Consider the following 18,429-nt stretch of genomic DNA (forward strand, 5'->3'; position numbering starts at 1 on the left):
CGTGATGAAGGGCAAACCGGCGCGCGGCACTGCCATGGCGTTGACCGCCGACCTTGTCGCGCTGGTCGAACGTGTCGAGCCCGACCCCGGCCCCGAGCCCGGGACGACAGAGCACACCGACGCGGAGTTCGATGGTCTTGTCGAGCAACTGCTGCTGGAATACCGGCCCGAAATGCTCTGGGTCTTTGCCTACGGCTCGCTGATCTGGAATCCCGAATTCGACTATGTCGAGCAGCGCCCGGCCACGGCGCCAGGGTGGCACCGCTCGTTCTGCCTGAAGCTGACCCGCTGGCGGGGAACCCGTGATGTTCCGGCCTTGATGCTGGCTTTGGACCGGGGCGGCAGCTGCAAAGGCGTTGTCTACAGACTTCCGGCAGAAGATCATTTCGGGCAACTCGGTCGGCTGATGCGACGGGAGATCGACGCCAACCCGCCTACCAACGTGCCGCGCTGGATCTGGGTCGAGACCAGCGACGGTCCGCTACGCGCCCTGGCATTCGTCGCGGCGCCCGACGGCAAGGCTTATGCCGGGCGGCTGCCGCTCGATCAGGTGGCACAGACATTGGCGCGCGCAGCCGGACATTGGGGTTCGTCCGCCCAGTATCTGTTCCGCACCGTCAGCATGCTCGAGGAAAGCGGAATCGGCGACAAAAACTTGTGGCACGTCCAGGGTCTGGTCGCGCAGCACATCAAGGCTTCCACCGGCGGCACGCAACGCAGCTGATCCGGACGCTCTCGCGAAATGCTTGTTCCAATTTCATCTGAAAACCGGAACGGTCAGCGGCAGGCGCGGTAGCCGTTCTTGCGGTTCTTGATGTCGAAATGGAAATGGTTGCGGTGATCGTAATTGTAGCCGGGGCCGAGCACGGTGGTGAAGTACTGGCAGCCGTCGGCGCGCACATTGTTGAGGAAGCCGCGTGTGCGGAAGGCGAACAGGCCGGGCTTGCGGACGTCGATGTCGTCACCATTATTGAGCTCGATGCTCATCACGTCGAGCGCATTGCCCTTGCCGTGTTCCGACAAAACACCTTCGCCGGCAATCCTGCGGCAGGAATAGCTCGAGCCCTGGTGGATGGTCTTGACGCCTGAAAAATAGCGCCAGCGGGCCGACGGGACGAGTTCGTTCCTGGTCCAGCCGGCAAAGGTGGCGGCCATGTCGCAGGTCAGCGTCGCGGCCGGCTTCATCTCGACGCTGCCGATGGCCGAGACCTTGACCGGATAGTCGATGCCGCACTGGCCTTCATGGATCGGCGCAACGTCGGTGTAGACGACGCCGAGGCGTTTCAGTTCCTTGCGGCAATCGATCTCTGTAGCCGGCATCTGTTCGGCCGGCGACATCGGGTTGTCCATGCGCGGATAGGCGGCCGTCATATAGGGGTCGGACGGGACGAGGCGCTGCATGCCGGAATATTCCGGGCCGGAATCTTGGGGACCGGAATCTTGTGGGCCGGAATTGGGCGGAACGGCAGCGGTCTGGCTGCCGACATCGACGGCCGGCTGCAGCGACAGCACGCTGCCGGTATTGCAGGCCGAGACCGCTGCAATGGCAAGCACGGCGGCAAGCCTGCCGGCCATGCGCGCGCGTCCTGTGTGCCGCGCAGCGGCAAGCGCAGCGCGAAATAGCCCGGCCATCGGAGGGGTTCCCTGTCCCTGGATGGCACAGACTCTAAACCTGAAGAGTAAAGGAAAAATCAGCGGCGCCGTTCACGCCTGCGGCCAAATTGCGGCGCCACTGTCGGCGCCCGGCGTCATTGGCAAAACGTGCCGCCATTGCGGCGCGGTTCGAGGTCGAAGTGGAGATGTAGCGAATGATCGGCGTCGCTGCCCGGGCCAAGCACGGTCTTGAACGGCCCGCAGGCGGCCTTGCGCACTGCATCCAGGAATTCCGCGTCCTTCTGCGGCGGCGTTGGACCGACATCGATCTCTTTCCCGTCGGAAAGCGTGAAGCTGGCGATGTCGAGGGCGTTGCCGAAGGCGTGCTCCGACAGTTTGCCGCCGGCGTGGCGCGGCCGGCAGACGAAGGCGGAGGCCTGGCCGATCGATTTGATATCCGTGCCGAACTCGGCCTTTGCGGCAGGCTGGATGACCGAAGCAGCAAAGCGGGCGGCCGCTTCCGCCATCTGGCAATTGAGCTCGGTTTCGGGACCGATGGCGATGGATTTGCCGAGCGTTTTCAGCACGACCGGGTAAGGGATCGAGCAACCGACCGCCGTATCATGCTCGGGCTTGCGCTCCTCGAAATCGACGCCCATGGACTTCAGCCGCCTGCGGCAGGCCAATTCTTCGGCCGGCATTTCCTTCCCGGCAATGGCGGCCGAGCGAGGATCTGGAAGGATTTCTTGCTCCGCCTTTTTGTCTGCCTCGGCCGGGTTTGGTGGCGCGGCCGGTGGGCTTGCCGGCGGCTCAGCCTGCGCCGGCTTTTCAGGAGGCTGTGGTGCAATCGCCGGCGGCTCCGGCTGCTGGGTCTTGGGCTGGCCATTTTGGGGCTGCCCGTTTTGCGGCTGCTCGTTTTGGGGCGGCTCAGCCTCCGGGGCATCCGCCGGGCGCGGTTCGGGGACCGGGATGTCGGCTGGCGACGGCGGAGTGGCTTCCTGGTTGAACTGCGGAACCGGTGCAGTTTGCGGCAGTTCGGGCGCCTTGGCCAGAGCGGGTCCCGTCAGCGACGTAGCCGTAACGGCCAGGAGCAATCTACCCAATCTGAAAAAGCCAAACGCCGCCATTACTTCGCAACGGCCAGAATGCAGGGAAGTTGCCTTGGGCGAGGCGGGCCGGCGATCACAATCGGTAACCGCGCCGTCACGCGCCGATCGCTTCCAGGCCCTCCTCGAGCCAGTCCGCCAGCAGCGGCATGCCGAGCAGGTACTTTGCCGTGCGCTTGTTGGCGCGCTCGCGGGCGGCGGTCAGCGCGTCCGTCCATTCCGTCGCGTCATAGTCGCCGCGGCCGACCCAGGCCAACGCAATCAGTTCGGCCGCTTCGTCGACATTGAGGTCGTCGATCAGTTCGCGCAGTTCCTCCTCGGTGAGATTTTCGGAGCTTTCCTCGGCAAGGCCGTCGTGATGGTGGTTGTCGTGCGCGTTGCCGTCGAGCTCTACCTCGTGCTCGGCGCCGTCGGCATAGTCTTCGTTGACGGCGGCGCTGAGCGCCTTCGCCTTCAGGATGAACAGGCGCACGGTGTCGGGACCGATCGAAAGCTCCCAGTCTCGTTCAACGCGTTGCTGCACCGGCCGTCTCCCTGCTTCGTGCTCGGTCGGCCCGATGATAGCGGATTTGCAGCGCTCGTCACGTTCTCTTGCGCGTCGGCGTTGATCGTGAACCATGATTTCCGATGCCCTCTGTTCCAGGGATAAGATGGCCTTGCTGGGAGAGATCGCGGTTTTGAGATAGAATGGACATTTTCCGGGGACGAAACGGCTTCGGCCCGGCGTTAGTGTTGCATTGTCAGGTTCTAAGGAGAGTTCGATGCGCAGACGATTGCTGATTTGTGCCATGGCCATGGCCGCCCTGCCGCTGATTGCGGCTCCGGCGTTTTCGGCTGGTGAAGGCGGGGGAGGTGGTGGCGGCGGCGGCGGCAATGGCGGCGGCGGCCAGAGCCAGTGCAAGAAGGGGGAGGCCTGGGACAAGAAGCAGAAGAAATGTGTCTCGCCGAAGCAAGGTATGCTGGACGACGACAGCATCTATGATGCCGGTCGCGCGCTGGCGATGGATGGACGCTATGACGAGGCGATCGCCGTGCTCAGCCTCGCCGCCAACAAGCAGGATCCGCGCATCCTCAACTATCTTGGCTATTCGCACCGCCATTCCGGCCGTGTCACCGTCGGCCTCGGCTATTACGAGGAAGCGCTGCGCATCGACCCGAATTACACGCTGGTGCGCGAATATCTCGGCGAGGCGCACCTGCAGATCGGCGATCTTGCCGGCGCCCAGGAACAGCTCCGCGAAATCGAGAAGCGCACGGGCAAGGGGTCTCGCGAATACGGCATGCTGTCGGAGCAGATCGATCATTTCATGAGGAGCTGATCCTCCGGAACGCTCCTCATAACCGGCTGTGAGCGATCGCAGCCGGTTTTTTGCTATGCTGCGCACGTTTGGCCACAACCGGGATTTGGCATCACAGTACACACGATGCGATCTTGGAAACCGCGCTTGACGTCGGGTCAGCCGCGCAATTGGTGGATGATTTTTCAAAAACCGACTTTTTGGACGTGAAAAACCCGCGAAGATTGCTATATCTTGCGAAATTGTGGTGAGACGGTTCCGTTAGCCCGAGGCTGCCGGACCGTTTTCTTTTTGTACCATCGACAAGGTCGCTCCCGATTGCGGGGGCGGCGGCAGGAAAGGTCAGGCATTATGAACAAGGTCCCGATGACAGGCGAGGGGTTCGCGTCATTGAAGGAAGAACTGCGCTGGCGCCAGCAACAAGAGCGGCCGCGTATCATCGAGGCGATTTCCGAAGCGCGCTCGCATGGCGACCTCTCCGAAAATGCCGAATATCACGCGGCAAAAGAGGCACAGAGCCTCAATGAGGGCCGGGTCAACGAACTCGAGGACCTGATCGCGCGGGCCGAGGTGATCGACGTCACCAAGCTCAGCGGCGACAAGGTCAAGTTCGGCGCCACCGTGGTGCTGGTCGACGAGGACACCGAAGAGAAAAAGACCTACCAGATCGTCGGCGACCAGGAAGCGGACGTGAAATCCGGCCGCATCTCGATCTCCTCGCCGATCGCGCGTGCCCTGATCGGCAAGGAAGTCGGCGACGCCATCGAGGTCAACGCACCGGGCGGCGCCAGGGGCTACGAGATCGTCCAGGTGCAGTTTATTTAGGCCGCGAGCCGATAAACAGCGTGCTTGCGGGCGAAAGGCTGCTCAGCGGGCGCGGATCGCCCCAAGCTTGACCCAGACCCAATCGGGATTTTGGTCGTTGTCAGCCCAAACTTCGATGGACACCGGTCCCGGCGGGACCGGTATGTTCACATAGCGGAACGAGCTGCTGTCGCTCAAAGTGGCCACTCCGCTTGGGACGTCGATTGTTCCGCAGAAGAATTTCGCCCCGCCACCCTCACAATTCTGATCCGTGATGGTTACGAGGGTCGCTCCATCGACAAAGGACAATCCGCAAAAGCACAGGCAATCGCTGGTTGCAGTGGCGAATATCTCGCCCGCATTGTCTGGGATCGACACCAGCGGCGAGGAGTCGGAGAGGAATAGAATCGGGTGGGCAGTCTCGATCTGCATCTGAAACTTCGACATACATCCCTCCGACGCGCAGCCAGCAATTGCCGCCCGCTAAAATTCTACATCGCAGCCTGCGATTTGAGTGTCAGCAATCTCTCTGCTTCCGCCATCACCTCCGGCGGCGTGACGCCGCGGCCGGGCTTGGCCAGCAGCGTCGATGAGAATGGGCCGCGCGGGCCGGTCAGACCGGGCTCGGTGGCCAGGAATACCGCCACCGTCGGCAGGCCGAAAGCGCTGGCGAGATGGGTCAGGCCGGTGTCGGCGCCGATGACCAGCGCCGAGCCGCCGATGACAGCGGCGATCTCGGCAAGCGGCGACCTGGGAACCACCACGGTTTGCGAAACGGCGCCGGCGATCGCCTCGGCAACTGCCTTTTCCCGGTCGTTCGACCAGGTGGTGACCGGCGTCATCCCTCGTGCCACGAGAAGCCGGGCGGTTTCGATCCAGTCCGCGACCGGCCATTTCTTGTCCTCGCGGCTGGTGCCGTGCAGCAGGAAGGCGGTCTTTTCGCCGACAAAAGTCGATCTTCCGGCTGGCGGAACGATGCCGGAGTCAAGCCGGGAAAAATCCGGCTCGTAGCCGAGCGCCAACCCGAACAGCCGTCTCGTGCGCTCGATTGCGTGCAGGCCGCGCGGCACGGCGTAGCGATGGCCATAAAATAAACTCGCCGAAGGCTCGCGGGCGCTCGAGCGGTCGAACCCGGCGATCGGTCCTGCCGCCAGCCGCGCCACCAGCGCCGATTTCAGCAAGCCTTGCGCATCGAGAACGAGGTCGTAGCGGCAATCGCGCAAGGCGCGGCACAAGCCGACCACTTCCCGCCATGTGCCGGGCTCGAGCAGCTTCCTGCGCCAGCGCCGGATCGCCACGCTGTGGATGGTTTGGATGGCTGGATGCAGCGCCACGATGCCGGCAAAGGCCTCTTCCACGCACCAGTCGAACGACAGGCCGGGCCGGGCGCGGCGCGCATCCTCGATCGCGGGAAAGGTGTGGATGACGTCGCCCATCGACGACGTCTTGACGATCAGCACCTTCATGCGGCGGCCGGCATTTCCAGCAGCCGCTCCGCCGCCACCACGACGCGTTCGACGTCCAGCGTCTTCAGGCAGTTGAGATGACCGAGTGGGCAGGTCTTCCTGTGGCACGGCGAACAGGACAGGCCGAGCCAGACCAGTTCGCGACGCTCTGCGAGCGGCGGCGTGTTGTCGGGCGAGGTCGAGCCGTAGACGGCGACAACCGGCGTGCCGACCGCGGCGGCGACATGCATCAGCCCGCTGTCGTTGGAGACGGCGAGCCTGGCCGCCGCGATCAGGTCGATGGCATCCTCCAGCCGCGTCTGGCCGGCAAGATCGACGGCGCCCGGCGCAAGCGCGGCGATTTCCGCCGTCACCCCAGCGTCGTTCTTCGATCCGAACAGCGCCACGCCAAACCCTTTCGCCATCATCTCGCGGGCAAGGCCGGCATAGTGTTCGCTCGGCCAGCGCTTGGCCGGGCCGAATTCGGCGCCGGGCATAAGTGCGACGAATTTCCTCGCCGTCAGCCCGAAACGGCCGAGCAGTGCCGCCTGGTTATCCTGATCGACGGCAAGCTTGGGAGCCCGGAAGGCGCCGCCCTGGGCAAGGCCGAAATAGGCCTGCGCGGTGCGCCGTTTCAGGCGATCGGGCAAGGGCACGATGTCGGTCAGCAGCCCGTAGCGCATCTCCTTGAGATGGCCGACGCGGCGCGGAATGCCGGCAAAGAACGGGATCAGCGCCGACTTCCAGCTGCCCGGCAGGATATAGGCCATGTCGTAGCGGCCGCGCAGCAGGCGGCCGAAGCGCCTGCGGACGCGGAATTCGAACGCGCCGGATTTCAGCGGCAGATCGATCTGCTGGCGTATTTCGGGCATGCGCTTGACCAGGGGGGCTGCCCAGGCCGGCGCCAGCACGTCGATGGCGGCGCTCGGATGAAGCTCCCTCAGCGCCTGGAACAGGCACTGCGCCATCACCATGTCGCCCACCCAGCGTGGGCCGATCACGAGGATCGTTGGGCTTTCAGCCATTCGACATAGTCTCTGACGCCGGTTTCCACTGTGCGGAACTGGCCATTGTAACCGGCTGCGCGCAAGCGGGACATATCAGCTTGCGTAAAGCTCTGGTAGCTGCCCTTGAGGTGGTCGGGAAATTCGATGAATTCGATCTGGCCTTGGCCGAGCGTATCGATCACCGTTTCGGCAATGGCGCGGAACGGCTGGGCCTTGCCGGTGCCGCAGTTGAAGATGCCGCTCGAGCCGCGTTTCCACAGCCACAGATTGACGTCGGCGACATCGCCGACATGGATGAAATCGCGGCTCTGCTCGCCGGGCCCGAAACCGTCATAGGCGCCGAACAGCTTGGGGTTTTCGCCGCGTTCGACCTGGTTGAACAAATGGAAGGCGACCGAGGCCATGGCGCCTTTATGCGCCTCGCGCGGTCCGTAGACGTTGAAATATCGCAGGCCCGCCACCGGCGAATGGTCGGTATCGAACACGGTGCGGCGGACATAGTCGTCGAACAGCTTTTTCGAATAGGCATAGACGTTGAGCGGCCGTTCGTATTGCGGATCCTCGCGGAACTCGGCGCCGCCGCCATAGACCGAAGCGGACGAGGCATAGAGGAAGGGTACGCGCAGGGCCAGGCAGGCGTGCAGCAAGTGCTTCGAATAGGTGTAGTTGACCTCCATCATGAACTTGCCGTTCCATTCGGTGGTGGTCGAGCAGGCACCCTGGTGGAAGACGGCCTCGATGCGGCCGAGGTCCCCGGCTTCCATCCGCGCCAGGAAATCGTCCTTGTCGAGATAATCGGCGATCTCGAGATCGGCGAGATTGGCGATCTTGTGGCCGTCGGTGAGGTCGTCGACGACAAGGATGTCGCTGAAACCGTCGGCGTTGAGCGCGGCGACGATGTTGGAACCGATCATGCCGGCGCCGCCCGTGACGATGATCATGAAAGCCTCTGGTACCTTGTGTCGGTTGTAGCCTTGTGGGATTCTGGCCTTATAGGGGAGCCGGGCCGGGCTGTCGACAAAGCAGGTGGCGGGCGGCAGGATGAGCGTCATAGTGGCGCCGCAAAGGTCTCGTTTCGGTCGGCCTGCCGGCCGACCGGCGACAGGAGCAAGGTAATGCCGTCAACCGAACTGCTTGTCGCCTTTTTCGCCACCACGGCGATCTTCGCCTATATCCCCGGTCCGGCGATGCTCTATGCCGCCGCGCAAACTATGGCGCGCGGCCGCTGGTCCGGCCTGATGGCGGCGCTCGGCATCCATCTCGGCGGCTATGTCCATGTCTTCGCCGCCGCTGTCGGCCTGTCGGTGCTTTTCCATGCCGTGCCGGTGCTTTACATGGCGGTCAAGCTGGTCGGTGCACTGTATCTGATCTGGCTCGGTGTTTCGCTGTTTCGCGCCAAGGCCCAAGGCGATGCGGTTTTGCCGGGAATTCAGCCGAAATCCGCCCGCCGCGCCTTTTTCGAGAGCGTTGCCGTCGAGGTGCTCAATCCCAAGACGGCGATTTTCTTCATGGCGTTCCTGCCGCAATTCATCGATGCCTCGGCAGGGTTTCCGGTCTGGCTGCAGTTCGTCGTGCTTGGAACGATCGTCAATTTGATGTTCTCGTCGGCCGACATTGTTTGCGTGATGCTGGCCGGCGCGGTGACCGCCAGGCTGCGGCGCTCGAGCCGGGCGCAACGACTGATGCGGCGCGCCGGCGGTGCGGTGCTCGTCGGGCTGGGCGTGCATGTCGCGTTGCAGAAAAGCTGACGCACCGTCGCGCTGCCGCGATCGGTCGAAGGCCTGCCGTTGCGTTGGCTGGAATTGCGGTATATCGGCATCGCCATGAACGGCCGGCCCTGCCAATCGAATTTCCCTGTCACTGAAATCGGCTCTCCCGCGCGTTGACATGATCAAGCTGCCTTCACCCGAACCTCTTCACCGCGCCATCTCGCGCTTCGGCAGCGCCACCGTGCTGGTGGTCGGCGATTTCATCCTCGACCGTTTCGTCAATGGCGTAATCGAGCGCATTTCGCCGGAAGCGCCGATCCCCGTGCTGCACGGGCGCGGCGAAACGCTGGCGATGGGTGGCGCCGGCAATGTCGTCGCCAATATCGTTTCGCTCGGCGCCGCCGCCATACCGGTCTCAGTGATCGGTGCTGACGAGGCCGGCAAGAACCTCATGCGCATGCTCGACGAGTTTGGCGTCGACACCGGCGGGCTGGCGCAGGATGCCGATCGCATGACGTCGTCGAAAAGCCGCTTCAGCGCGCTCAACCAGCAGGTGCTGCGTTTCGACGAAGAGGAAATCAAGCCGCTGGGCGATGCCGAGCGGGCGATGATGGTCGGGCATTTCCGCGACGCGCTGGTCGGCGCCGACATCGTCATCCTGTCCGACTATGGCAAGGGCGTGCTGCTCGACGGCGTCGCCGGCGAGCTGATCTCGATCTGTCGGGAAGCGGGCAAGCCGGTGCTGGTCGATCCGAAGGGCAGCGACTATGCGCGTTATGCCGGCGCGACGGCAATCACGCCCAACCGTAAGGAGCTCGGCGAGGCGGTCGGCCGCGCGGTGTTCGCCGACGACGAGATCGAGGCGGCGGCGCGCCAGCTGATTGCGGCGCACGGTTTCGATTTCGTCGTCGCGACGCGCAGCGAAAAGGGCATGAGCGTCATCGGTGCGGACGACGCCCGGCATATCGCCACGCAGGCGCGCGAAGTGTTCGACGTTTCAGGCGCCGGCGACACGGTGATCGCGACGTTTGCACTGGCGCTTGCTGCAGGGGCGGATCGCGTCATGGCCGGATCGATCGCCAACGCCGCCGGCGGCGTTGTCGTCGGCAAGCGCGGCACGGCGCGGCTGACGATCGAGGAACTCACCGGCGCGCTGTTTCGCTCGCATGGTCCGGTTGCCCACAAGGATGCCATCCTCGATGCCGCCGCCGCCGCGCGGCTGGTGGCGGGCTGGAAGGACGAGGGCTTGAGCGTGGGCTTCACCAATGGCTGTTTCGATATCCTGCATGCCGGCCATGTCAGTCTGTTGCACGCGGCGCGCAGCCTGTGCGACCGGCTGGTGCTCGGCCTCAACAGCGATGCCTCGGTGCGCCGGCTGAAAGGGCCGGGGCGCCCGGTCAACGACCAGCATGACCGGGCCTGCGTGCTGGCAGCACTTGCCTCGGTCGACGCCGTCGTCATCTTCGAGGAGGATACGCCGCTTTCGCTGATCGAGGCGCTGAGCCCCGACATACTGGTCAAGGGCGCCGACTATACGGTCGATCAGGTGGTTGGCGCCGATGTCGTGCAGAAGGCCGGCGGGCGCGTCGTGCTGGTCGATCTCGTTGCCGGCAAGAGCACGACCGGCACCATCGGCAGATTGCGCGCCGGGAACTGAGGATTTCATGTCCGAACTGAACGATTACCTGGCCCGCTCGGCGGCCGCGATTTTGGCGATGGTCGAGCGCGACCTGACCAGCGAGATGGAGCGGGCGGTCAGCGCCGTCGTCGCCGCGCTTTCGCAGGGCAAGGCGTTGCTGATCGCCGGTAATGGCGGCTCGGCCAGCGATGCCATCCACATTGCCGGCGAGCTGGTCGGCCGCTTCCTCAGGGAGCGCAAGGCCTACAACGTCATCGCGCTGCCCGCCAATGCGGCGGTGCTGACAGCCTGGGGGAACGACTACGGCTTCGACACGGTGTTTGCGCGCCAGGTCGAGGCGCATGGCTCGGCGGGCGCCGTGCTGCTCGCCATCTCGACCAGCGGCAATTCGCCAAGCATTCTCGCCGCCGCCCAGCAGGCGCGCATGATGGGCATGACGGTCATCAGCCTGACCGGCGACACCGGCGGCAAGCTGAAGCCGCTATCCGACATCCTGCTCAACGTACCCTCGACCTCGACGCCGATCATCCAGCAGGGGCATTTGTGCCTCTACCACCATCTCTGCGAAATGGTCGAAACGCGCCTCTGCGACGCGGGGTGATTGGGTATTCGATTAGGCGCCAGCGCTGAAGCTGCCGATCTCCCCCCTTGTGGGGGAGATGCCCGGCAGGGCAGAGGGGGGCGCTGTCCCGCCGACCTGTCGATGGATTTTCAATCATGCCCTCAGACATGTTATCGGCTGGTCGCAGGTGAACGAGGTTGGCGTTCCTTCACGCCCGCTCTGTCCTGCCGGACATCTCCCCCACGAGAGGGGAGGTTGGATGTAGCCTCGGTTTTCGCCAATCTTCAACGCTGAAGACAATTTTGTTCTTGCTTTGTGCCGGCAGCTATGCTACTAATTTGGGTATGGTGATGATTTCCACCAACGACCCGCCCGCCGAGGCGGGTTTTTTGTTTCCGGGTTTTTGTTTCGCAGGCGCTTTGCCTGGTCTCTCAAGCTGAAAGTGCCACCAGCCCTTTGTCCTTGACCCGGCGGATGGTCAGCGCGGTTCGCACCGTATCGACCGAGGCGCTTGGGTCAGAGCACAATTAGTTGGCTTCTGCCAATGTCGCGAAGTTTAGGATTTTTGCGTCATCCAGCGGCGAAAAAGCCGGCCATCTATGATGAGCAGGCTTGCAATGATCGATGTCATCCCCGCGAACTCGAACGGCTCCAGCCTTTCCCCGAGAAACACTGTGCCAAGCAGGATCGCGCTGGCAGGCACCAGAAGCGTCACGAGGGAAGCGTTTGTCGCTCCGGCCGAGGCGATCAGGTTGAAATAGAGGATGAATGCCAGCGCCGTCGTGAAGACCGCAAGAACAGCCACTGCCGCCCATATGGGGACGCTTGACGTCACGATCGCCGCCGGACTGTAGAGAAGGAAAACGATCGGTAACATGACTATGGTGGAGGCAGTGAGTTGGCCGGTCGCCACCACCGATGGCTTCATGTTCTTGAACCGCTTGGCGTAGACGACGCCGAAGCCGTATGAGATGGCCGCCCCGATCACGGCGAGCTTCGCCCAGGCAGGGCCACCAAGATTGGACAGCAGCCCGGGGCCGATCATGATGGCGGCTCCGGCGATTCCGAGCCCCACTCCCGCAAGCTTGGTTGCCGACAATTTCTCATCCGCCGTCAGCAGGTTTGCAATGAGGATCGTCCACAGAGGTGTTGTTGCGTAGAAGATAGAGGCAAGACCCGCACCAATCTCGGTTTGTCCTGTGAAGATCAGAGAGAACGGAATCACGTTGTTGAGCAAAGCCAGGCACAGGAAGGAGCCGGACCTCGCCAGTGCGGGAGCGAACGAAATGCCACATGTCCTCAGCCATAAATGCAGAACCAAGGCGGCGATCGACACCCGATAAAGGACAAGGGCCAGTGGCGGAATCTCGGCTACCGCGATACGCGCGAAGAAGAAGGTGCCGCCCCACAGAAAACCCAGAAGCAGCAACTGCCCCCAGTCGCTTGCCGACATTGAGCGTGTCGGTGCTGTCGTGCTCAACGCTTCGCCTGTCTAATTTCGGAGTGTAAGTGCAGACGATAATACGAATTAAACTGGCGATTATATTGGAAGTTTTGCCTGAATCGACGAGATTTATTAGAATATTAATATTGGAATTAATATTCTAAAGTGTTTTAGAATTCCTATTGTCGAATATCAAAGCTTCCGTTGCTGCGGTCCGGATCAGGCGTGGAACGCCACTAGCCCTTCATCCTTGACCCGGCGGATGGTCAGCGCGGTTCGCACCGTATCGACATTGGCTGCCGAGGCCAGTTCCTCGATGACAAAGGTCTGCAAGGTGCCGAGGTCGCTCGCCACGCAATGCAGCAGGAAGTCGGACTCGCCCGACACCATCCAGGCATCGCGCACGATCGGCCAGCCGCGGGTGCGCTCGGCGAAGGTCTTGAGCTCGGCGTCGGCCTGGTGATGCAGGCCGATCAGGCAGAAGGCGACGACGTCAAGGCCGAGCGCCGACGCGTTGAGCAAGGCGCGGTAGCCGCGGATGATGCCGGCTTCTTCCAGCCGCCTGACGCGGCGCAGGCATGGCGGCGCCGAAATGCCGACGCGGCTCGACAGTTCGACATTGGTCATGCGCCCGTCCTGCTGAAGCTCGCGCAGGATCTTCCAGTCGATGGCATCGAGATCGGCCTTGATCGGCATGGCGGCTTCCGTGCGGGCTTCCGTGGTGACGCGAAAGAATCTTTCGCGACTTTGTAATTAAACGACTTTGCTGTCTATTCCATCCGGTGGATCGAGGATTTTCGCATTATCTTGCTACCGGTTGCTTGTCGCCGTCGCCGGTGCGGAAGCTTTCCGGGGACGAACGGCAACTTGCCTTGCTGGCGTCGCAGGCAACACTTACATTACGCGCAACAATCGACGAGAGTTCATGCCACAATCCATGGCTGCTCCCCCGCAGAGGCTTTTCATGATCACCAAGCACGCGCCTGTTCTCATCATCGGCTCCGGCCCTGCCGGCTATACGGCGGCGATCTATGCCGCCCGCGCCATGCTCAAGCCAATGCTGGTCGCCGGCCTGCAGCAGGGCGGGCAACTGATGATCACCACCGATGTCGAAAACTATCCGGGCTTCGCCGACCCGATCCAGGGCCCATGGCTGATGAGCGAAATGCTCAAGCAGGCCGAGCATGTCGGCACCGACATCGTCAACGACATCATCACCGAGGTCGACCTCAATGTGCGGCCGTTCCGCGCCAAGGGCGATTCCGGTACGACCTATACCGCCGACGCGCTGATCATCGCCACCGGCGCGCAGGCGAAGTGGCTGGGCATCCCGAGCGAACACACCTTCATGGGGTTTGGCGTCTCGGCCTGCGCCACCTGCGACGGCTTCTTCTATCGCGGCAAGGATGTCGCGGTGATCGGCGGCGGCAATTCGGCGGTGGAGGAAGCGCTCTATCTCTCCAACCTGGCCAAGAGCGTCACCGTCATCCACAGGCGCAGCGATTTCCGCGCCGAGCGCATCCTGCGCGAGCGGCTGCTGCAGAAGGACAATGTCCGCGTCATCTGGGATACGGTCGTCGACGAGATCACCGGCCGGCCCGGCAAGGCGCCGATGCCGCCTTCGGTCGAAGGGCTGAAGCTGCGCAATGTGGTGACCGGGCAGGAGATGCATCTCGTGGTCGACGGCGTGTTTGTGGCGATCGGCCACGCACCGGCGGTCGAGCTGTTTGCCGGCAAGCTGAAGCAGAAGCCGAACGGTTATCTGTGGACGGCACCGGATTCGACCCGCACCGACATGCCGGGCGTGTTCGCCGCCGGCGACGTGACCGACGATATCTACCGCCAGGCGGTGACGGCGGCCGGGCTTGGCTGCATGGCCGCGCTCGAGGCGGAAAAATATCTGGCGGGGATCGAGGTTCACCGCGAAGCGGCGGAGTGATTGTTGAATAAGCGGCTGAGAAAAGCCGCGCAAAAGCCTGATTTTTCATTCAGACGCCAAAACAGGCGGACGCCAGAAAACAGGACGAGGGGAAATCATGGCGTTGGATTGGGACAAGCTACGCGTGTTTCACGCCGCAGCAGAAGCGGGGTCGTTCACCCATGCCGCGGAAACACTGCATTTGTCGCAATCGGCGATCTCGCGGCAGGTCAGCGCGCTCGAGCATGACGTCGGCGTGCCGCTGTTCAATCGCCACGCCCGCGGCCTGGTTCTGACCGAACAGGGCGAGATGCTGTTCCGCACGGCGCACGACGTGCTGATGAAGCTCGAAACCATCAAGTCGCGGCTGACCGAGACCAAGGACCGGCCCTCCGGCGTGCTCAGGGTGACGACCACGGTCGGCCTCGGCGCCGGCTGGCTGACCGAGCGCGTGCAGGAATTCATCGAGCTCTATCCCGAGGTCAGCCTGCAGCTTATCCTCGCCAATGAGGAGCTCGACCTCACAATGCGCCAGGCCGATTGCGCCATCCGGCTGCGCCAGCCGCAGCAGCCCGACCTCATCCAGCGCCGCCTGTTCACCGTGCATTTCCATCTCTACGCGGCGCCCTCCTATGTGAACAAATACGGCAAGCCGAATTCGATCGCCGAGCTGAAGGCCCATCGCATCGTCACCTTCGGCGTGCCGGTGCCGGCGCATTTGTCGGAACTGAACTGGCTGGAAACGGTCGGCGATTTCGAAGGCGGGCAAAGGGTGCCGACGCTGCAGATCAATGACATCCTGTCGATCAAACGGGCGGTGCAGGGCGGCGCCGGCATCGCCATGCTGCCGGATTACGTGGTCAGCAAGGATTCCGGGCTGGTGCAGTTGCTGCCCGAGACCGAGGTGCCGTCCTTCGACACCTATTTCGCCTATCCCGACGCGATGAAGAACCAGGCGAAGCTGCATGTCTTCCGCGATTTCATCATCGCCAAGGCGCGCAGCTGGTCGTTTTAGAGTGCGTCGATAGTCAGCCTAGGTTGCGACGCCGATGGCGGGCTTTTGGGCGACATGCACCCAGCAAGGTCTGGCTGCCGAAAAAACAAACGCGTGCTGCACGATTCCACGTCATCCTGCGTTTTTCGACTTTCCGAGCAAGAATCGCTGCCGATTCGCGGCTGCAGATCGATTTTTGCCTTGCCGCAGGCTGCATTTCAGCGATTCAACTGGTCCTATTGCGCTTCGGGCCGGATTGGACCACAGCCGGCGCCTTTTTGCATGTGTGTGTTGCAAAATAGATGCTTGTTTCTTGGGCATGAAGAGCACATATATAGATCATCTCCTGAGCGCGTTCTCCTCCCATTAGCGCTCTCGAGTGTTCCCCTCTGGAGGTTAGCCTTAACAGGCACTTCCAATCAAACTCAGCCGGGTCTTCATTGATCCGGCTTTTTTGTTGCCCGAAACCAACACATCGCCAGAAAATCGGCCGGAACTGGCGCGTAACAGTGACATGTAACCTCGGGTAACATGCCGCGGGCGCGCCAAATCGATTAAGCAGAGCATAGGACGCGGTGTGGCTCGTCCGGGGGATGGGGGCATCACTCGGACGACCCGGGCTCAGGCGGCTACCGCGTCCGAACCTTCCTCCGCCGCCAGGCACCGGCGGCAAGCATGCGGCGGACCTGCCGTTTCGCCTCCCACGAAGACGGTCCGCAACGAAACGGCGCCCGGATGATCCGGGCGCCGTTTCCTTGTGTTCTGGCCGCAAGCTGTTGTTTCAGGCGGCCTTGCCGTTGGCGTTCAGCGCTTCGTCGGCCAGCCGGCCAGTGAGTTCGGCCATGTGGTCGAAGACGGCCCGGTAGCTGGCGACACCCGCAGTGGCAGAGCGCAGCTCGATGATGAGGTCGCCGATCTCGGCCTGCGGCATGGTCGCCTCGACAACGTCCCATCCCGGCCAATCAGGCCGCGCGTCGTAGCCGAGGATCTGGCCGCGCCGCTGCGGGATCAGCGCGATGATCTTCGACGTCGCATCCGACGGCGTGACGATCTCGACCTTCATCACCGGTTCGAGCAGCACCGGCGAGCACGCGGCCATACCTTCCTTCATCGCCAGCTTCGCCGCCATCTGGAAGGCCATATCGGAGGAATCGACGGCATGGTAGGAGCCGTCGGAAAGGTTGACGGCAACATCGACGACCGGGAAGCCGAGCGGCCCGGATTTCAGGTAATCGCGCACGCCGGTCTCGACCGACTGGATGTAGGTCTTCGGCACGACGCCGCCGGTGATCGTATCGGTGAACTGGAAGCCTGACCCGCGCGGCAGCGGTTTGATCTCGATCACCACGTCACCGAACTGGCCGTGGCCACCCGATTGTTTCTTGTGGCGGCCCCGCTGCTGCGTCGCTTTGCGGATCGTCTCGCGGTAGGGCACGGCCGGCACATGGCCTTCGACCGGGATCTGGTTCTTGCCTTCCAGCCGCTCGCGCACGACGCGCAGATGCATCTCGCCATGGCCGGACAGCACGGTTTCGGCCGAATCCTGGTTGTGATGCAGGTTGAGCGAGGGATCTTCCTCGGCCAGGCGCTGGATGGCCGCCGACATCTTGACCTCGTCCTTGCGCTCTTTCGGCCGCAGCGCGAAGGCGAAGACCGGTTGCGGCGGCGCCAGCGTGACCAGCGGCTTGATGCCGCCCTTGGTCGAGCTCAGCGTCTGGCCGGTCCTGACGGCGTCGAGCTTGCCGAGCGCGACCGTGTCGCCGGCCTTGGCCGAAGTCAGCTTGATCTGGTCCTTGCCGAGCATCTTGTAGATGCCGGAGACCTTTGCCGTTTCGCCATTGGAAAGGAACAGCTCGGCGGCGTCGGCGACCTGGCCGGACAGGATGCGCGACACCGATAGCTTGCCGCCATGCGCGGTGTGGACGGTCTTCATCACCTGGACCACGGTGGCGTTGCCATCGGGCGCGCCGAGACGCTGGCGCGTCGCCTCGATGTCGGGTGCGTCGTGACGGATTGTCTTCAACAGGCGCAGCACGCCATTGCCCTTCTCGGCGGTGCCGATCAGCACCGGCGTCACTATGCCGTCGCGCAGGTCGGCGGCAAGATCGTCGAAGATGGCATCCTTTGGCGGTTCGATCTCGTCCAGCAATTGCTCCATCAGCCGGTCGTCATGGTCGGCGAGCGTCTCCAGCATGGAAAAGCGCGCCTCGAGCTCGCGCGCCTTGTCGTCGCTCGGGATCTGCGCGACCTCGCTCTCGGCATATTCGCGATAGATGTAGGCTCGCTCCAGGGCGAGGTCGATCGAGCCGATGACGACACCGTCCTTGCGCAGCGGGATCTGGCGCAGCAGCAGAGGCACCGAGCTTGCAGGCTGCAGCATCTTCAGCGTGTCGCGCACGCCTGCTATCGCCTTGTCGACCTTGTTCAGGAAAAGGATGCGCGGCACGCCGAGATCATCGAGCTTGCGCATGATCAGCTGCAGGGCAGGGATCTTCTTCTCGTCGGCTTCGGCGACGACCACGGCGACGTCGCAGGCGGCCAGCACCGGCTCGGCTTCGAAGGAGAATTCGATGGAACCGGGACAATCGACGAAGGTGAACGGCTCGCCCATGAATTCGGTGGTAGCGAAGGTCGCCTCGACGCTCATCGCATGGGCACGCGCCTCGGGCGAATGATCGGAAACGGTATTTCCCGACGAAACGGGATTCTGGCGGGGAATGGCGCCTGTACGGGCGAGTATGGCTTCGAGAAGTGTCGTCTTACCGCTTGCGAAGGGACCGACTATGGCAATGCATTTCGGTCCCGTGCGTCGTCCTCCGGCGCGAGTACCCATGGCTGACCTCCACTCAGGCGTTTCCCTGTGAGCGGCGGCCGGCCTGTCGGCCGTCGCGGGCGAGGCTTTTTTCAATT

General features: G+C 63.1%; 18 protein-coding genes. 8 read left to right on the forward strand and 10 right to left on the reverse strand.

The features are described 5' to 3' along the window. The first annotated feature begins 4 nt into the window (after positions 1–4). Positions 5–724 carry a gamma-glutamylcyclotransferase gene (locus tag NKH89_RS26275; RefSeq protein WP_352856877.1) on the forward strand — a complete coding sequence of 240 codons (720 nt, stop codon included), beginning with the start codon at positions 5–7 and terminating at the stop codon, positions 722–724. A gap of 53 nt (positions 725–777) precedes the next feature. Here NKH89_RS26275 and NKH89_RS26280 read toward each other — a convergent pair whose 3' ends face one another. The 3 genes from NKH89_RS26280 to NKH89_RS26290 form a co-directional block, all read right to left on the reverse strand. Continuing rightward, on the reverse strand, positions 778–1,632 hold the full coding sequence (locus tag NKH89_RS26280) for an extensin-like domain-containing protein (protein ID WP_352787701.1): 855 nt from the start codon (positions 1,630–1,632) through the stop codon (positions 778–780). Positions 1,633–1,748: 116 nt separating this feature from the next. Then, positions 1,749–2,720, reverse strand: a complete 972-nt coding sequence (locus tag NKH89_RS26285; RefSeq protein ID WP_352592470.1) for an extensin-like domain-containing protein — start codon at positions 2,718–2,720, stop codon at positions 1,749–1,751. 76 nt (positions 2,721–2,796) lie between these two features. Next, positions 2,797–3,222: a DUF3775 domain-containing protein gene (locus NKH89_RS26290; RefSeq protein WP_023719115.1), complete on the reverse strand. Its 426-nt coding sequence runs from the start codon at positions 3,220–3,222 to the stop codon at positions 2,797–2,799. A 238-nt stretch (positions 3,223–3,460) separates the two neighbouring features. On the opposite strand from NKH89_RS26290, the gene NKH89_RS26295 reads away from it, so the two are divergent. Together NKH89_RS26295 and greA are read left to right on the forward strand one after the other, a co-directional pair. Beyond that, positions 3,461–4,018, forward strand: a complete 558-nt coding sequence (locus NKH89_RS26295) for a tetratricopeptide repeat protein (RefSeq protein WP_352592467.1) — start codon at positions 3,461–3,463, stop codon at positions 4,016–4,018. Between the two features lie 330 nt (positions 4,019–4,348). Further along, positions 4,349–4,822: a transcription elongation factor GreA gene (gene greA / locus NKH89_RS26300; protein WP_023719113.1), complete on the forward strand. Its 474-nt coding sequence runs from the start codon at positions 4,349–4,351 to the stop codon at positions 4,820–4,822. 42 nt (positions 4,823–4,864) lie between these two features. Here greA and NKH89_RS26305 read toward each other — a convergent pair whose 3' ends face one another. From NKH89_RS26305 to rfaD, 4 genes are read right to left on the reverse strand one after another with little or no spacing between them, the layout of a single operon-like run. Beyond that, a complete protein-coding gene (locus tag NKH89_RS26305) occupies positions 4,865–5,248 on the reverse strand; it encodes a hypothetical protein (RefSeq protein ID WP_352592464.1) in 384 nt (127 codons plus the stop codon). A gap of 44 nt (positions 5,249–5,292) precedes the next feature. Further along, on the reverse strand, positions 5,293–6,267 hold the full coding sequence (gene waaC, locus NKH89_RS26310) for a lipopolysaccharide heptosyltransferase I (RefSeq protein ID WP_352856882.1): 975 nt from the start codon (positions 6,265–6,267) through the stop codon (positions 5,293–5,295). Continuing rightward, positions 6,264–7,271, reverse strand: a complete 1,008-nt coding sequence (gene waaF / locus NKH89_RS26315; protein WP_352856884.1) for a lipopolysaccharide heptosyltransferase II — start codon at positions 7,269–7,271, stop codon at positions 6,264–6,266. The genes waaC and waaF overlap by 4 nt, the downstream gene beginning before the upstream one ends. Further along, positions 7,244–8,194: an ADP-glyceromanno-heptose 6-epimerase gene (rfaD, locus tag NKH89_RS26320; protein ID WP_352592456.1), complete on the reverse strand. Its 951-nt coding sequence runs from the start codon at positions 8,192–8,194 to the stop codon at positions 7,244–7,246. Before rfaD ends, waaF begins: the two co-directional genes overlap by 28 nt. A 174-nt stretch (positions 8,195–8,368) precedes the next feature. Between rfaD and NKH89_RS26325 the strand changes: the two genes are divergently transcribed. From NKH89_RS26325 to NKH89_RS26335, 3 genes are all read left to right on the forward strand, one after another. Then, a complete protein-coding gene (locus NKH89_RS26325) occupies positions 8,369–9,001 on the forward strand; it encodes a LysE family translocator (RefSeq protein WP_023719109.1) in 633 nt (210 codons plus the stop codon). Positions 9,002–9,140: 139 nt separating this feature from the next. Further along, the gene (gene rfaE1, locus NKH89_RS26330) at positions 9,141–10,619 is read left to right on the forward strand and encodes a D-glycero-beta-D-manno-heptose-7-phosphate kinase (protein WP_352592450.1); all 1,479 of its coding nucleotides are present in this window, start codon (positions 9,141–9,143) and stop codon (positions 10,617–10,619) included. A gap of 7 nt (positions 10,620–10,626) precedes the next feature. Then, positions 10,627–11,202: a D-sedoheptulose-7-phosphate isomerase gene (locus NKH89_RS26335; RefSeq protein ID WP_352791417.1), complete on the forward strand. Its 576-nt coding sequence runs from the start codon at positions 10,627–10,629 to the stop codon at positions 11,200–11,202. Positions 11,203–11,719: 517 nt separating this feature from the next. Here the strand turns inward: NKH89_RS26335 and NKH89_RS26340 are convergent. Together NKH89_RS26340 and NKH89_RS26345 are read right to left on the reverse strand one after the other, a co-directional pair. Further along, positions 11,720–12,616 carry a DMT family transporter gene (locus NKH89_RS26340; RefSeq protein ID WP_352494919.1) on the reverse strand — a complete coding sequence of 299 codons (897 nt, stop codon included), beginning with the start codon at positions 12,614–12,616 and terminating at the stop codon, positions 11,720–11,722. Between the two features lie 210 nt (positions 12,617–12,826). Then, entirely contained in the window at positions 12,827–13,303 is a 477-nt protein-coding gene (locus NKH89_RS26345; protein WP_352910604.1) for an Lrp/AsnC family transcriptional regulator, read from the reverse strand. Positions 13,304–13,571: 268 nt separating this feature from the next. On the opposite strand from NKH89_RS26345, the gene trxB reads away from it, so the two are divergent. Further along, the gene (gene trxB / locus NKH89_RS26350; RefSeq protein WP_023719101.1) at positions 13,572–14,546 is read left to right on the forward strand and encodes a thioredoxin-disulfide reductase; all 975 of its coding nucleotides are present in this window, start codon (positions 13,572–13,574) and stop codon (positions 14,544–14,546) included. Between the two features lie 97 nt (positions 14,547–14,643). Further along, the gene (locus NKH89_RS26355; RefSeq protein ID WP_023719100.1) at positions 14,644–15,540 is read left to right on the forward strand and encodes a LysR family transcriptional regulator; all 897 of its coding nucleotides are present in this window, start codon (positions 14,644–14,646) and stop codon (positions 15,538–15,540) included. 760 nt (positions 15,541–16,300) lie between these two features. On the opposite strand, the gene NKH89_RS26360 is transcribed toward NKH89_RS26355, so the two are convergent. Beyond that, a complete protein-coding gene (locus NKH89_RS26360; protein ID WP_352910607.1) occupies positions 16,301–18,352 on the reverse strand; it encodes an elongation factor G in 2,052 nt (683 codons plus the stop codon). Positions 18,353–18,429: the final 77 nt, after the last annotated feature.

The organism is Mesorhizobium sp. M0923 (assembly GCF_040319365.1).
Taxonomy (GTDB): domain Bacteria; phylum Pseudomonadota; class Alphaproteobacteria; order Rhizobiales; family Rhizobiaceae; genus Mesorhizobium.

Excerpts from the sequence above, each read along its gene's own strand:
- NKH89_RS26275 (WP_352856877.1), top strand. The coding sequence starts at position 5 with ATGAAGGGCAAACCGGCGCGCGGCACTGCCATGGCGTTGACCGCCGAC.
- NKH89_RS26280 (WP_352787701.1), bottom strand. The coding sequence starts at position 1,632 with ATGGCCGGGCTATTTCGCGCTGCGCTTGCCGCTGCGCGGCACACAGGA.
- NKH89_RS26285 (WP_352592470.1), bottom strand. The coding sequence starts at position 2,720 with ATGGCGGCGTTTGGCTTTTTCAGATTGGGTAGATTGCTCCTGGCCGTT.
- NKH89_RS26295 (WP_352592467.1), top strand. The coding sequence starts at position 3,461 with ATGCGCAGACGATTGCTGATTTGTGCCATGGCCATGGCCGCCCTGCCG.
- greA (WP_023719113.1), top strand. The coding sequence starts at position 4,349 with ATGAACAAGGTCCCGATGACAGGCGAGGGGTTCGCGTCATTGAAGGAA.
- NKH89_RS26305 (WP_352592464.1), bottom strand. The coding sequence starts at position 5,248 with ATGTCGAAGTTTCAGATGCAGATCGAGACTGCCCACCCGATTCTATTC.
- waaC (WP_352856882.1), bottom strand. The coding sequence starts at position 6,267 with ATGAAGGTGCTGATCGTCAAGACGTCGTCGATGGGCGACGTCATCCAC.
- waaF (WP_352856884.1), bottom strand. The coding sequence starts at position 7,271 with ATGGCTGAAAGCCCAACGATCCTCGTGATCGGCCCACGCTGGGTGGGC.
- rfaD (WP_352592456.1), bottom strand. The coding sequence starts at position 8,194 with ATGATCATCGTCACGGGCGGCGCCGGCATGATCGGTTCCAACATCGTC.
- NKH89_RS26325 (WP_023719109.1), top strand. The coding sequence starts at position 8,369 with ATGCCGTCAACCGAACTGCTTGTCGCCTTTTTCGCCACCACGGCGATC.
- rfaE1 (WP_352592450.1), top strand. The coding sequence starts at position 9,141 with ATGATCAAGCTGCCTTCACCCGAACCTCTTCACCGCGCCATCTCGCGC.
- NKH89_RS26335 (WP_352791417.1), top strand. The coding sequence starts at position 10,627 with ATGTCCGAACTGAACGATTACCTGGCCCGCTCGGCGGCCGCGATTTTG.
- NKH89_RS26340 (WP_352494919.1), bottom strand. The coding sequence starts at position 12,616 with ATGTCGGCAAGCGACTGGGGGCAGTTGCTGCTTCTGGGTTTTCTGTGG.
- NKH89_RS26345 (WP_352910604.1), bottom strand. The coding sequence starts at position 13,303 with ATGCCGATCAAGGCCGATCTCGATGCCATCGACTGGAAGATCCTGCGC.
- trxB (WP_023719101.1), top strand. The coding sequence starts at position 13,572 with ATGATCACCAAGCACGCGCCTGTTCTCATCATCGGCTCCGGCCCTGCC.
- NKH89_RS26355 (WP_023719100.1), top strand. The coding sequence starts at position 14,644 with ATGGCGTTGGATTGGGACAAGCTACGCGTGTTTCACGCCGCAGCAGAA.
- NKH89_RS26360 (WP_352910607.1), bottom strand. The coding sequence starts at position 18,352 with ATGGGTACTCGCGCCGGAGGACGACGCACGGGACCGAAATGCATTGCC.